The organism is Paenibacillus sp. FSL H8-0548, assembly GCF_038630985.1.
In the GTDB taxonomy this organism is placed as follows: domain Bacteria; phylum Bacillota; class Bacilli; order Paenibacillales; family Paenibacillaceae; genus Pristimantibacillus.
Map to the genome: position 1 here is coordinate 1,507,501 of NZ_CP152049.1, position 13,779 is coordinate 1,521,279.

Below are 13,779 nucleotides of genomic sequence, written 5' to 3' on the forward strand. Positions count from 1 at the left end.
ACGATCACGTGCAAGGTTAAGTCGGGAAGACGGAGCCGTAGCGAAAGCGAGTCTGAATAGGGCGAATAAGTACGTGGTCGTAGACCCGAAACCGTGTGATCTACCCCTGTCCAGGGTGAAGGTGCGGTAACACGCACTGGAGGCCCGAACCCACGCACGTTGAAAAGTGCGGGGATGAGGTGGGGGTAGCGGAGAAATTCCAATCGAACTCGGAGATAGCTGGTTCTCCCCGAAATAGCTTTAGGGCTAGCCTCGAGGAATGAGCGTCGTGGAGGTAGAGCACTGATTGGGTGCGGGGCCCGCCAAGGGTTACCAAGTCCAGTCAAACTCCGAATGCCATAGACGTGCTACTCGGGAGTCAGACAGTGAGTGCTAAGATCCATTGTCAAGAGGGAAACAGCCCAGATCATCAGCTAAGGTCCCCAAGTGTGTGTTAAGTGGGAAAGGATGTGGAGTTGCAAAGACAACCAGGATGTTGGCTTAGAAGCAGCCATCATTTAAAGAGTGCGTAATAGCTCACTGGTCGAGTGACTCTGCGCCGAAAATGTAACGGGGCTAAACACACCACCGAAGCTATGACATGTACCTTAGGGTACTTGGGTAGGGGAGCGTTGAATACGGATTGAAGTTGGACCGTGAGGACTGGTGGACTGTATTCAAGTGAGAATGCCGGTATGAGTAACGAAAAGACAAGTGAGAATCTTGTCCGCCGAAAGCCTAAGGGTTCCTGAGGAAGGCTCGTCCTCTCAGGGTAAGTCGGGACCTAACGCGAGGCCGAAAGGCGTAGTGGATGGACAACAGGTTGAAATTCCTGTACCACCGAAGATTGTTTGAGCAATGGGGTGACACAGAAGGGCAGTGACGCGGACTGATGGAATAGTCCGTCTAAGCAGTGAGGCTGATCGATAGGCAAATCCGTCGATCATTAAGGCTGGGCTGTGATGGGGAGCGAAAATTACAGTAGCGAAGGTCATGTACTCCGGCTGTCAAGAAAAGCCTCTAGTGAGATCTAGGTGCCCGTACCGCAAACCGACACAGGTAGGCGAGCAGAGTATGCTAAGGCGCGCGGAAGAACTCTCGTTAAGGAACTCGGCAAAATGACCTCGTAACTTCGGGAGAAGAGGTGCCTCGGTAGGGTGAATAGCCCGAGGGGGCCGCAGTGAAAAGGCCCAAGCGACTGTTTAGCAAAAACACAGGTCTGTGCGAAGCCGTAAGGCGAAGTATACGGGCTGACGCCTGCCCGGTGCTGGAAGGTTAAGGGGAGCGGTTAGGGGTAACCCGAAGCTGTGAACCGAAGCCCCAGTAAACGGCGGCCGTAACTATAACGGTCCTAAGGTAGCGAAATTCCTTGTCAGGTAAATTCTGACCCGCACGAATGGCGTAACGACTTGGGCGCTGTCTCAACGAGAGATCCGGTGAAATTTTAATACCTGTGAAGATGCAGGTTACCCGCGACAAGACGGAAAGACCCCATGGAGCTTTACTGTAACTTGATATTGAACTTTGGTACGATCTGTACAGGATAGGTGGGAGCCTACGAAGCATGAGCGCCAGCTTGTGTGGAGGCACCGTTGGGATACCACCCTGATCGTATCGGAGTTCTAACCTAGAACCGTGAAACCGGTTCGGGGACCGTGTCAGGTGGACAGTTTGACTGGGGCGGTCGCCTCCTAAAATGTAACGGAGGCGCCCAAAGGTTCCCTCAGAATGGTTGGAAATCATTCGCAGAGTGCAAAGGCATAAGGGAGCTTGACTGCGAGACCTACAAGTCGAGCAGGGACGAAAGTCGGGCTTAGTGATCCGGTGGTACCGAATGGAAGGGCCATCGCTCAACGGATAAAAGCTACCCTGGGGATAACAGGCTTATCTCCCCCAAGAGTCCACATCGACGGGGAGGTTTGGCACCTCGATGTCGGCTCATCGCATCCTGGGGCTGAAGTAGGTCCCAAGGGTTGGGCTGTTCGCCCATTAAAGCGGTACGCGAGCTGGGTTCAGAACGTCGTGAGACAGTTCGGTCCCTATCTGTCGCGGGCGCAGGAAATTTGAGAGGAGCTGTCCTTAGTACGAGAGGACCGGGATGGACGTACCGCTGGTGTACCAGTTGTTCCGCCAGGAGCACCGCTGGGTAGCCAAGTACGGACGGGATAAGCGCTGAAAGCATCTAAGCGCGAAGCCCCCCTCAAGATGAGATTTCCCAGTATGTAAGACCCCTTGAAGACGACGAGGTTGATAGGTTCGGGGTGGAAGCACAGCAATGTGTGTAGCTGACGAATACTAATCGGTCGAGGGCTTATCCTAAACACGTTTACTCGGACCCATACATCCGGTAGACAGCAGCAGAACAGGTTTTCAGCAAACCTAACTTTCGTATCCAGTTTTCAGGGCGCAACTTGCTTTGAAAGTGATTTATATTCCCTGATAGCTCAGTTGGTAGAGCACTCGACTGTTAATCGAGTTGTCACAGGTTCGAGTCCTGTTCGGGGAGCCATTATAGAGAGGTGTCCGAGTGGTCGAAGGAGCACGATTGGAAATCGTGTAGGCTCAAAAGGTCTCGAGGGTTCGAATCCCTTCCTCTCTGCCAGTAAGGCCCGTTGGTCAAGTGGTTAAGACACCTCCCTTTCACGGAGGTAACAGGGGTTCGAGTCCCCTACGGGTCACCAATAATTTCTAAAAAAATATTGACACAAAGAATGGCCTATGATAAGATATAAAGGTCGCTCAACATGGAGGATTAGCTCAGCTGGGAGAGCATCTGCCTTACAAGCAGAGGGTCGGCGGTTCGATCCCGTCATCCTCCACCATATTTCTTGATTATTAATGACGCGGGGTGGAGCAGCCCGGTAGCTCGTCGGGCTCATAACCCGAAGGCCGCAGGTTCAAATCCTGCCCCCGCAACCAAAAAAAAGTTTTAGCTATCGGTTAATTCCGAGATATGATGTGGAGCTGTGGTGTAGTGGCCCAACATGCCTGCCTGTCACGCAGGAGACCGCGGGTTCGAATCCCGTCAGCTCCGCCATTTAATCAACATCAGGCTCGGTAGCTCAGTCGGTAGAGCAGAGGACTGAAAATCCTCGTGTCGGCGGTTCGATTCCGTCCCGAGCCACCATTTTTGTACGAGTAGTAATAAGTAAATATGCCGTTGTAGCTCAACTGGTAGAGCAACTGACTTGTAATCAGTAGGTTGGGGGTTCAAGTCCTCTCGACGGCACCATATGGAGGATTAGTGAAGTGGCTAAACACGGCAGACTGTAAATCTGCTCTCTCTGAGTTCGGTGGTTCGAATCCATCATCCTCCACCATTTTTCTTTAGGGGCATAGTTTAAAGGTAGAACAAAGGTCTCCAAAACCTTTGGTGTGGGTTCAATTCCTGCTGCCCCTGCCAATTAAATAACTAAACGTGGCGGTCGTGGCGAAGTGGTTAACGCATCGGTTTGTGGATCCGACATTCGGGGGTTCAATTCCCCTCGATCGCCCCATTATTATTTAATTGTTTAGCAAAAAAAACGTTGGGGTTTAGCCAAGCGGTAAGGCAACGGACTTTGACTCCGTCATCTCAGGTTCGAATCCTGAATCCCCAGCCATTTGTTTGCGGAAGTGGCTCAGCGGTAGAGCATCGCCTTGCCAAGGCGAGGGTCGCGGGTTCGATTCCCGTCTTCCGCTCCATTTTTGTTGGCGCCATAGCCAAGTGGTAAGGCAGAGCTCTGCAAAAGCTCTACCCCCAGTTCGAGTCTGGGTGGCGCCTCCACAAATTTTTAATGAACACTATATGTGCCCTTAGCTCAGCTGGATAGAGCGTTTGACTACGAATCAAAAGGCCAGGAGTTCGAATCTCTTAGGGCACGCCATTTTTTGAAAATAAATACGATATGCCGATGTGGCGGAATGGCAGACGCGCGCGACTCAAAATCGTGAGGGAAACCGTGGAGGTTCGAGTCCTCTCATCGGCACCAATTAATCTAACGCAAGCTCTTAAGATCAATTTGATCTTAGGAGCTTTTTTGTGTTTTATAGGAAACTATACATTCTCCGAACCAGTCGATAACGATGCTGCGGCAGCAGTGAGAGAGCAGATAACGAAAGCTAACGGAAGCCAGAGACGCTAAAGTTGCATTTTGGATTAGCGCTACATTTTAACGGAAGTGGGAGACGCTATTACGCAGAAATGAAGCGAGATCGGGCATGTAGGGTACAAATAGAGGCGAGTGTTTCCGTTAGAATCTAGAAACGAACAATAAAGGAGATTTAGCGTCTGTGGTTTCCGTTAGAAGGTTGAGCTGATGCGTCTGCGATTTCCAATCACCCGTAAGGGTGATTTTGTTCAAATATAGGAAAGTATATCATTTTGCATACATTCTCTATATTTCTCTGGAATGAAACGCGCTACCGCCATAAGGACGGCGACAGCCGTTTCATCTTGTATTTTATTGTGTTTGAATTTTTTTTATAATCGACTATTTACAACTTAATGAATACAGTGTACCATTTAACTAACACACAGGTACACGGTGGATGAAAATAATTAAACACCTATTATGAGATCTATATAAGTTGAACTTAAAAAATGATCTACTCGCGCAGCGCCCACAACGTAAATTTCCAGTTCAACTTGTATAGGAAAGATTCTCTGATTAAAGTGGGGATCTAGAAGGGAGTAGTGAAATTATGAGTATTGAATTCGATAATAATATGCCGATCTATTTGCAAATCATGAACTATATAAAAAAAGAAATTATTATCGGGAATCTTAAGGCCGGTGATAAAATACCAGCGGTACGGGAATTGGCGCTACAACTGCAAATTAATCCGAATACGGTGCAGCGTACCTTTCAAGAGCTCGAACGTGAGCAAATTGTAGAAACAAGGCGGGGGCTTGGCCGATATGTGACTAGCGAGGAGTCGAAGATTATGGAGATCAAGAAGGAAATGGCGGGCGAATTGCTCGGTCGATTTATCCAAGGGATGCAGGAGCTTGGTTTTGCCAGCAACGATATCGTAACGATCGTTAGCCAGGCTGTGGAAAAGAATGATACCGAATAGGAGTGAAACAAGCGTGGAAAATATTTTGCAGCTGACTAATGTATCCAAGTCTTATGCAGGAAAAAAAGCATTAAATGATGTATCCATTACGTTACAGCCTGGAAAAATTATCGGTCTCTTAGGGAGCAATGGCAGCGGTAAGAGTACATTAATGAAAATTGCTGCAGGTCTTATTCATCCTACAGCCGGTGCCGTTAAGGTAGGGGGACAGCTAGTAGGGAGAGAAACCAAAGCATTTACCTCATTTATGCCTGATAAGCCTTTAACGGAAAATTGGATGCGTGTTAAAGATGCTATTGATTTTTACAGAGACTTTTATCCAGATTTCGACAGTGGCAAAGCAAAGGAAATGCTTGAGTTTATGAAGCTGGATATGAACAATCGTGTGAGCTCTTTATCTAAAGGCATGAATGAGCGATTACAGCTAACCCTTACCTTGTCTCGCAATGCAAAGCTTTATTTGCTTGATGAGCCGATCGGCGGAGTAGACCCCGTTGCCAGAGCGAAAATATTAGATGCCATTGTGAACTATTTCCATGAGGAAAGCAGCCTGATTGTATCGACTCATCTCGTACGTGATATAGAGCGAATCTTTGATGAGGTTGTGTTTCTACGTGAGGGAAGAATCGTGCTGCATGATGAAGTGGAAAATCTTCGCACCGCTCATGGGAAAAGTGTGGATGAAATGTTCAAGGAGGTGTTTGGAGAATGATGAAGCTGCTGAAATATGACTGGAAACGAAGCAACGATGGTATTCTCAGCACACTTGCAATATTGATCATTTTGGAAGCAGCACTCAGTATAACAGGCTCCTTGAGAAATTGGGATGAAGTGCTCGTTATTCCGCTGAGTATTTTCGGTTATATTATGGTGATGCTCATGCTGTTCATCCATTGCTGCAAGACGTTTGACGGTAATATTAAGTCTTTCAGCCGCAGGCTGCTGCCGCTTCATCCCATCCAAGGGATTGGGGCATCGATTGTACTCAGCTGGATTGTGTGGATATTGGTTACAGCAATTGCAGCCATTCATTTTCTGCTTTATAGCGTGTTCCTAGATATAAATATAAGTGAGTACGTTGAGTTTACAGGGTGGGGCTGGTTTAGCGTTATCTTAACTGGAATATGGTCATACACTGCTGCAATTATAGCTATTCTTGCTTCAATTACAGTTGCACGCAGCTTTCGTATTAAGCGCTCTGCTTGGATAGGTATCGTCTTTTTCTTCGCAGTACAAAGCTTTGCTGTATGGATTGATCATCTGCTATTTAATCAAGATGAGTCGTCATTCGGTATTATTTCGTTAAATAGCACTGATGCAGGGTTGAACAGTATTTCTTTAGGTTCTTCGTTTAATACGGATTTTTTATTCGGACCATTTCTGCTGGACCTAGTCATTACCGCAAGTCTTTTAACATTGATGATATATTTGTTAAATAAGAAAGTGGAGCTTTAAGGCTAAATAGAGAAATGGCATATTAGGATTCCTTTAATGGGGACTCTGATATGTCTTTTTTTTATGATGTTAAGAAAACGCTTTAAATGGTAGTATTAGAGATATTCTGAATACTACTAGGGGGAAATGAAGGCGTGAGGTTCAGCAAATCGATTAGAGCTCGACTGGTAATCGGGTTTATGGCAGTTATGCTGCCGGTTGTTATTTATATGCTGATCAATAACAGCTACTCGCGTGATATTGTTCGAGAGAAGGTCTCTGAAACCTACCGAAATACGCTCGATATTTATGTAGGGCAGACGGACAACAATTTATCGCAAATTAATGATTATCTTTATAAAATGTCAGTGCTGGATTCAGATGTCGGTCTGCTTATGTCCTATCCGATGGAGAATGATGGCTACACACTGACGAAAATTAGAATTGACTCCAAGCTTAACCGGGATGTTGGCGTTTATAATATTATCGACGCTGTATTCTTGTATCATAAGGACGATATTATATTCGGAACAAACAGCATATATAATGATACGAAAAAAATCATTAAGACTCACATGGATAACATGACGACCGAGGAAAATTTGATGATGAACGATCAGCACAGTTGGGAGGTAAGAGCCGATAATCGCATGCCTGGGACATATTTTCTAATTAACTTTATAAAGGTTGCTGATGGTCTTTTTGTCGGAGCGATGATAAAGGTACAGGATATTAACAAAATGCTGTCTATTCAATGGAGCGATGGTGACATCGGTCATAATGGCATTTATTTGCGCGACGGCGATCGGCTAACCCAGTCACTAACGGAGAATCTGGCACCGCTAAATCTCAGCTATCAAATTTCGGATATGCCCTATGAGTCCTTGACGGATCGGAAGACAGGGAAGTCCTATCTTGTGATGAACAGAATGAGCGATATGGTAAATATCGCATACCGTGTTGTCATCCCAGAGGAAACGCTGCTGCGCAATCTATTGTTCTTTAGAAATGCAACGTTAATCGCCCCGATCGGTTTTTTAGCCATTTTGCTTATTTATTTGTTCTTTATGAGAAATATGCTGTTTAAACCGCTGACTGAGCTCATTTTAGGAATGAAGAAAATTTCTCTTGGGATGCTCGATGTGAGACTCAAAAAGAATAAAACTTTAGAGTTCGAGTTTCTTGGCAATACCTTCAACATTATGGCGGAACAGATCAAAACGTTAAAAATCGATGTGTATGAGGAGCAGCTTCGAGTGAAGCAGGGGGAGCTTAAGCAGCTTCAGGCTCAGATTAATCCGCACTTCTATATGAACAGTCTAAATATTATTTATAATCTAGCTGCACTGGGCGATACCGAATCGGTGAAAAAGATGTCGCTGCATCTCGCTGATTATTTTCGATTTATTATGAAGGCAAATCGGGACACGATCATGCTTAAGGAAGAGCTGCTTCATATCGAAAATTATATGACGATCCAAAAAATCCGCTTTCCGGGTAAGCTTGAATGTATCTTCAATGGTATGGATGACGTATTGGATTATCCTATAGCGGCATTAACTGTCCAACCGTTTGTGGAAAATTCGATTATTCATGGGTTTAAAAATAGGCGTCAGCTGTTCCAAATTAATATAACGGCAGAGATGTCTGATGAGAATGAGTTTTCTCTTACCATTAGCGATAATGGAGTAGGCTTTAGCGCCGAGGTGCTGTCAAAGCTGCAGCGCATGGAGCCTTTACAAGAAGGCGAAACCAGCAGGCTTGGCATCATGAACGTAATCCATCGGCTTCAGCTGCTGTATGGCGAGAAGACATCGATTACGTTCCGTAATCAAACGGAGGGCAGTGGTGCCATTATTGTTATTGTATTTCCAAAGCTGATGGAGGGCGGGAAAGCCATTGTATAATTTATTGGTTGTAGATGATGAGGAAATTGCGATTCGTGGCGTCGTAGAGGGGATTGATTGGTCGACGCTGCCCATTGCTAATATTTACACGGCAATTGATGCGGAGGAAGCGCAATTGCTGCTGACAGAGCATAAGATCCATGTTATGTTATCGGATATTGATATGCCAAACCAGAGTGGAATCGAATTGCTGGGGTGGGTCAATGAGCACTCTCCATCAAGTGTAACGATCTTTCTGACAGGACATGCGGATTTCAAATATGCCCAGCAAGCGGTTCAGCTCGACTGCTTCGATTATTTGCTCAAGCCTATTGATCATAGCGCATTAAAGGCTTGTGTAAACGAAGCACTGAACAAGGTTCGTGAAATGGACGAACTGGAAAAAATACGCGGTACATATAGCTTGTTTTATGAGCAGTGGAGCAAGCAGCGTCCCATCTTAATCGAACGATTCTGGCAGGATGTGATCCACTACAGGATCTCGGCAGCACCCGAGCAGCTAGAAGCTGCTATGCAAAACTATGCATTGCCGCTGCAAGCTGACAGTCAGCTTCGCATCATACTTATTAGCATTGAGCAGTGGCGTGAGGAATGGTCCGCTCGCGATGAGGAAATTATGACATACGGAATCAAAAATGCAGCCGAGGAGCTTGTGCTTCAGGGCGATCCAGGTCATATCGTGCAGGATGGCAGCGGCATTATGTATGTGTTGTTTTACAGCTTACCCTCTAGGGATGAGATCTCGCCAGAGGTGATTGCTGAACGCTGCAACAGCTTTATTCAGCAGTGCAGAGGGATGCTGCATTGTCAGCTGTCCTGCTATATCGGAGAGATAACAGAGGCGACGCGTCTTCGTACAGCTGTACAAGCGCTGCTATCGTTGGAGCGCTGCAATGTAAGCGAAACATGCGCTGTTATTATGGAGCGAAACCATTTGCCAAATCAGGGGCAGAGCGGTCTGACGCCAACGCCTTTTTCCGATTGGGCATTATTGCTTGAGTCGGGCAAGCAGACGGAATTGTCACTTCGAATAGATGAGTGTTTCGATCAAATGCAGGAAAGCAAAGTAGATTATACATTTATGGCTTCGTTTTATTATGGTTTTATGAATATGCTATTTCAATGGCTCAATAAAAAATCAGTGCAAATGACAGATGTATTTATGAATAAAGAGTGGGAGGTTGGGGAGAACGTTCTTAAATCATTGCCTAGAATGAGAACGTGGTCACAGCAGCTATGTTTGCAAATTACGGAATACGCCGGCCAAAACGGTAAGGATGTTTCTCAGGTAGTAGGGAAAGTACAGCGTTATATGGAGGAGCATCTTGGAGAGGAATTCAGCCGTGAGCATGCGGCTGAGGAGGTTTACTTGAATCCGGCGTATTTGTCTCGTCTATTCCGAAGAGAGACCGGTTTCTCCTTAACGGATTATTTGGTGCGATTGCGTATTACGAAGGCGAAAGCTGAGCTCGAGAAGACGAATAATCGGGTTAGTGATGTTGCGTTAAACGTAGGTTATGCCAACTTCTCGCATTTCTCTAAGCTATTTAAAAAGATGACCGGCTTGACGCCGCAGGAATATCGCAAAAAGTATCAGGATGTATAAAGGAGAAGTCACCGTACCGTTAATATAGTCACGGCGCCGACAGATGTCGGCGTCTTTTTTTTATACAATAAGTTCAAGAAAGAAACAAGTAAACAAAAAGAGACCTAGAAAGAGGAGGGGGAAGGCGATGGCGATACCAACGTCAGATGAGGCTGCAGCCGCCTATATTCCAAAAAAATCAGTAAAGAAGATTTCACAAATGCGTATCTTCCGCAAATACTGGATGTTCTATCTCATGATGCTGCCAGCTATTGTGCTGCTAGTGTTAAACAATTATATTCCAATGTTCGGGATTATCATTGCTTTCAAAAACATTAACTACGCAGACGGAATACTAGGCAGCCCTTGGAGCGGACTAAAGAACTTTGAATATTTATTCAAAACCTCAGATGCCTGGGTTATTACACGAAATACACTTTTGTATAACTCAGGGTTTATAGTCTTGAACTTGTTTTTCCCGCTTACCTTCGCAATTATGCTCAATGAAATTAGGAGTAGATTTCTAGCCAAGCTGCATCAAACGATTATGTTTCTCCCTTACTTCCTGTCGATGGTTGTTATCAGTTATCTTGTCTTCGGCTTCTTGAGCGATGAGCATGGATATCTGAACAGCTCTCTGCTTCCAGCTTTAGGGATGGAGAAGGTGCAGTGGTACTTTACAGAGTCGGTATGGCCTTACATTTTGCCGCTTGTGAATACATGGAAAAGCATGGGCTACTTTACGGTAATTTATATGGCCGCTATCATCGGGCTTGATGATGAATATTACGAGGCTGCTACGATTGATGGAGCAAGCAAATGGAAGCAAATGACGAATATTACCATTCCTCTCATCATGCCTGTCATTACGATAATGACGCTGCTGCAGATCGGAAAAATCTTCAATGCGGATTTCGGGCTGTTTTTCCAAGTCCCTCGAGAATCTGGCGTGCTGTTCCCAGTTACAAATGTTATTGATACGTATGTGTATCGAACCTTCCTCACGGTTGGAGACATTGGGTTGTCATCTGCTGCAGGGCTCTTGCAATCGATTATCGGCTTCTCGCTTGTCTTCTTATCGAACTGGGTTGTGCGCCGCATCAATAAAGAGAATGCATTATTCTAACATCCGTCAAAACAAACCTTACTTTTTTATGAAAATTTTATGGAGGTGAACCTATGGAAGCAGCCGAGGTCATATCATCTGGATCCAATCCGAAAAATCAATTGTCGAGTCCGGCTTCTCTAGGCATCAATGTATTCTTCATTATTTATTCCCTGCTTTGTATAATACCGCTAGTGTTGATCGTCATGGTATCGATTACGGATGAATCGACAGTTATTCGAGAAGGTTATCAGTTTATTCCATCTAAGCTTGATTTGGGGGCTTATGAGTTTCTGTTCAGGGATGCGACCCAAATCATTCGCTCTTATACCATTTCCATCTTTGTAACTATCGTTGGAACAGTGACTAGTCTTGTCGTTATGGCGTTGTACGCTTATCCCATATCGAGAGCAGATTTTCCACACGCTAAATTTTTCACCTTCTTCGTATTCTTTACAATGCTGTTCTCCGGCGGGCTTGTTCCTTGGTATCTCGTTTATGTACGGACACTTGGCGTGAAGGATACATTGATAGCGCTTATTATGCCCCTTCTGGTAGCTGCCTTCTTCGTCCTTATTATAAGGACGTTCTTCCAGACGACGATTCCTACTGCGATTTTGGAGTCAGCGAAAATTGACGGAGCGGGTGAGCTTACGATTTTTGTGAAAATTGTATTGCCCTTATCGCTTCCAGTACTTGCGACTGTTGCGCTCTTCCAGACACTCACCTATTGGAATGATTGGTTTCTAAGCCTCGTGTTCATTACGAAGGAAAGCAATATAACCGTTCAATACTTGATGTATAAGACGATGCTGAACATTCAGTTTCTTGCGAACAACAGCACGGCAGCAGCAGCCATTCAAGCAGCGGGCGGAACGTTCAGGTTTCCAAGTGAAACGGTCCGTATGGCGATGGTTGTTGTCGGTATTGGCCCAATCATATTCGCTTATCCGTTTTTCCAAAAGTATTTTGTAAAAGGGCTGACTGTCGGTGCTGTTAAGGGCTAGTAGCAAACTATCAAATTGTTGATTTGGCTTTATCCGGAAAATCCGGTTTAGCATACAAAACCAAATTTTTGAGGGAGGTCCACCCGCTATGAAGCAAACTAAACAAAAAACATCTATGCTTCTACTCATGTTGATGACCGTCGTACTAATTGTATCTGCATGCTCAGGCAACAACGCAAAAAATAATACTCAGCCAACGAAGGAAGCGGCTGCCGCTACCGACAAGCCTGTGAAAGCTAATGAAGAATCGCCTTCTAATGAATTGAAGCCATACCAAATTTCACTTGTGTATCCTGGTACACCGCAAGCTGATGAGAAAAAGATTGAAGAAGCTTTAAATAAAATTCTTACTGAAAAAATCAATGCAACGATCGATCTTAGACCGATTGATTGGGGCGCTTGGGACGATAAAATCAATCTGATGGTAGCTTCTCAAGAAGAAGTAGACATCGTGTTCACCGCACAGTGGAATGGCCATGCAAAATATGTTGCCAAAGGAGCGTTCATGGAGCTCGGCGACCTTCTTGCAGAGTATGGTCAAGGCATTACAAGCTCACTTGATCCGGCTTTCATTGAAGGCTCCAAGATCAATAACAAAAGCTACGGAATTCCAACAAATAAAGAGCTTGCAGCTGCTGGAGGTATCGTTTATCGCAAAGACGTAACCGACGAGCTGGGTATCGATATGAGCAATGTAAAGACACCTCAAGATTTGGATGCTGTCTATGCAGTGGTAAAAGAGAAAAGGCCTGATTTGACACCGCTCTATACAACAGGCGGCGTTTTCAACTCCCATTTCTTCGCTAACTATGATTTCTTGGGTGATTCCACGATTCCTGGAGCGATTTTGAAAGATGCAGACGATACTACGGTAGCTCCGCAGGAGAAGCTTGATCGTTACAAGGAATATCTGAATCTTACTCGTGATTACTTCAAAAAGGGCTATATTAATGCAGATGCGGCAACGACTCAGGTTGCCTCGGCAGATGCATGGAAGGCTGGAACGGTTTTCTCCACGATTGAACCAATGAAGCCAGGCAAAGACTCTGAGATTGCAAGCGCTTCTGGATTGTCAGGCAAGCTTGCACAAATTATGATGACTGAAAAAACAGTTGCTACATCAGAAACAGCAGGCTCTATGCTTGGAATTTCCTTTACATCGAAAGATCCGGCTCGCGCTATGATGCTGATTAACCTGCTTCATACAGACAAGGAAATTAACAACCTTCTTAACTACGGTATTGAAGGCGAGCATTTCACTCGCAATGGTGAAATTATTACGGCTACTGGCAACACGGCTAATTACAATCCTGGCGCAAACTGGATGTTCGGAAGTCAATTCCTTAACTACGTTTGGGATTCAGAGGATCCAGACAAATGGAAAAAATTCGAAGAATTCAACCAAAACGCTAAGGTATCGCCTGCTCTAGGCTTCGTCTTTGACAGCGAGCCGGTAAAAGCGGAAGTTGGCGCTCTTGCAAACGTCATTCGTCAATACCAAAGAGCTCTAGAATCAGGCTCGGTTGATGTTGATAAAACGTTAGCTGATTACGAGAAGAAGTTGAAGGATGCAGGCGTTGATAAAGTAGTAGCGGAGAAACAAAAACAATTTGATGCGTTTCTTGCAAGTAAATAAATAACACCTAAAGCAAAAATAACGAAAACCCGTACCTATAAATAGGTGCGGGTTTTTTCTTGCTTGCA

General features: G+C 45.2%; 8 protein-coding genes, 16 tRNA genes and 1 rRNA gene (1 of these 25 only partly in view). All 25 read left to right on the forward strand.

The window, feature by feature from the left end:
* Nucleotides 1–2,298: ribosomal RNA gene (locus MHI37_RS06285) — 23S ribosomal RNA — on the forward strand (it extends 635 nt beyond the left edge of the window).
* Between the two features lie 114 nt (nucleotides 2,299–2,412).
* Nucleotides 2,413–2,488: transfer RNA gene (locus MHI37_RS06290), tRNA-Asn, on the forward strand.
* Between the two features lie 4 nt (nucleotides 2,489–2,492).
* Nucleotides 2,493–2,581, forward strand: a tRNA-Ser gene (locus tag MHI37_RS06295).
* A gap of 4 nt (nucleotides 2,582–2,585) precedes the next feature.
* Nucleotides 2,586–2,660 (forward strand) — tRNA-Glu (locus tag MHI37_RS06300).
* Between the two features lie 65 nt (nucleotides 2,661–2,725).
* Nucleotides 2,726–2,801: transfer RNA gene (locus tag MHI37_RS06305), tRNA-Val, on the forward strand.
* Between the two features lie 20 nt (nucleotides 2,802–2,821).
* Nucleotides 2,822–2,898, forward strand: a tRNA-Met gene (locus MHI37_RS06310).
* Nucleotides 2,899–2,939: 41 nt separating this feature from the next.
* Nucleotides 2,940–3,016, forward strand: a tRNA-Asp gene (locus tag MHI37_RS06315).
* Nucleotides 3,017–3,030: 14 nt separating this feature from the next.
* Nucleotides 3,031–3,106 (forward strand) — tRNA-Phe (locus tag MHI37_RS06320).
* Between the two features lie 29 nt (nucleotides 3,107–3,135).
* A tRNA-Thr gene (locus MHI37_RS06325) sits at nucleotides 3,136–3,211 on the forward strand.
* 3 nt (nucleotides 3,212–3,214) lie between these two features.
* Nucleotides 3,215–3,299 (forward strand) — tRNA-Tyr (locus tag MHI37_RS06330).
* Between the two features lie 9 nt (nucleotides 3,300–3,308).
* Nucleotides 3,309–3,382: transfer RNA gene (locus tag MHI37_RS06335), tRNA-Trp, on the forward strand.
* Between the two features lie 18 nt (nucleotides 3,383–3,400).
* Nucleotides 3,401–3,476 (forward strand) — tRNA-His (locus tag MHI37_RS06340).
* Nucleotides 3,477–3,507: 31 nt separating this feature from the next.
* Nucleotides 3,508–3,581, forward strand: a tRNA-Gln gene (locus MHI37_RS06345).
* A gap of 7 nt (nucleotides 3,582–3,588) precedes the next feature.
* Nucleotides 3,589–3,663 (forward strand) — tRNA-Gly (locus MHI37_RS06350).
* Between the two features lie 8 nt (nucleotides 3,664–3,671).
* A tRNA-Cys gene (locus tag MHI37_RS06355) sits at nucleotides 3,672–3,745 on the forward strand.
* A 23-nt stretch (nucleotides 3,746–3,768) separates the two neighbouring features.
* Nucleotides 3,769–3,845 (forward strand) — tRNA-Arg (locus MHI37_RS06360).
* Between the two features lie 23 nt (nucleotides 3,846–3,868).
* Nucleotides 3,869–3,950, forward strand: a tRNA-Leu gene (locus MHI37_RS06365).
* A gap of 712 nt (nucleotides 3,951–4,662) precedes the next feature.
* On the forward strand, nucleotides 4,663–5,037 hold the full coding sequence (locus tag MHI37_RS06370) for a GntR family transcriptional regulator (protein ID WP_076334572.1): 375 nt from the start codon (nucleotides 4,663–4,665) through the stop codon (nucleotides 5,035–5,037).
* Between the two features lie 13 nt (nucleotides 5,038–5,050).
* Nucleotides 5,051–5,749 (forward strand): ABC transporter ATP-binding protein, encoded by a 699-nt coding sequence (locus MHI37_RS06375; RefSeq protein WP_179090113.1) that lies wholly within the window; start codon nucleotides 5,051–5,053, stop codon nucleotides 5,747–5,749.
* Nucleotides 5,746–6,492, forward strand: coding sequence for a hypothetical protein (locus tag MHI37_RS06380; protein ID WP_076334570.1), 747 nt, complete (start codon nucleotides 5,746–5,748; stop codon nucleotides 6,490–6,492). The genes MHI37_RS06375 and MHI37_RS06380 overlap by 4 nt, the downstream gene beginning before the upstream one ends.
* Nucleotides 6,493–6,626: 134 nt before the next feature.
* Nucleotides 6,627–8,378 (forward strand): histidine kinase, encoded by a 1,752-nt coding sequence (locus MHI37_RS06385; RefSeq protein WP_076334569.1) that lies wholly within the window; start codon nucleotides 6,627–6,629, stop codon nucleotides 8,376–8,378.
* Nucleotides 8,371–9,984, forward strand: coding sequence for a helix-turn-helix domain-containing protein (locus MHI37_RS06390; RefSeq protein WP_076334568.1), 1,614 nt, complete (start codon nucleotides 8,371–8,373; stop codon nucleotides 9,982–9,984). The genes MHI37_RS06385 and MHI37_RS06390 overlap by 8 nt, the downstream gene beginning before the upstream one ends.
* 127 nt (nucleotides 9,985–10,111) lie before the next feature.
* The gene (locus MHI37_RS06395) at nucleotides 10,112–11,089 is read left to right on the forward strand and encodes an ABC transporter permease subunit (RefSeq protein WP_076334567.1); all 978 of its coding nucleotides are present in this window, start codon (nucleotides 10,112–10,114) and stop codon (nucleotides 11,087–11,089) included.
* A gap of 53 nt (nucleotides 11,090–11,142) precedes the next feature.
* A complete protein-coding gene (locus MHI37_RS06400) occupies nucleotides 11,143–12,075 on the forward strand; it encodes a carbohydrate ABC transporter permease (protein WP_076334566.1) in 933 nt (310 codons plus the stop codon).
* Nucleotides 12,076–12,163: 88 nt separating this feature from the next.
* Complete coding sequence (locus tag MHI37_RS06405; RefSeq protein ID WP_076334565.1) at nucleotides 12,164–13,711, forward strand: ABC transporter substrate-binding protein; 1,548 nt, start codon at nucleotides 12,164–12,166, stop codon at nucleotides 13,709–13,711.
* Nucleotides 13,712–13,779 lie beyond the last annotated feature (68 nt).

Coding starts and splice junctions, on each gene's coding strand:
- MHI37_RS06370 (WP_076334572.1), top strand. CDS start 4,663: ATGAGTATTGAATTCGATAATAATATGCCGATCTATTTGCAAATCATG.
- MHI37_RS06380 (WP_076334570.1), top strand. CDS start 5,746: ATGATGAAGCTGCTGAAATATGACTGGAAACGAAGCAACGATGGTATT.
- MHI37_RS06395 (WP_076334567.1), top strand. CDS start 10,112: ATGGCGATACCAACGTCAGATGAGGCTGCAGCCGCCTATATTCCAAAA.
- MHI37_RS06400 (WP_076334566.1), top strand. CDS start 11,143: ATGGAAGCAGCCGAGGTCATATCATCTGGATCCAATCCGAAAAATCAA.
- MHI37_RS06405 (WP_076334565.1), top strand. CDS start 12,164: ATGAAGCAAACTAAACAAAAAACATCTATGCTTCTACTCATGTTGATG.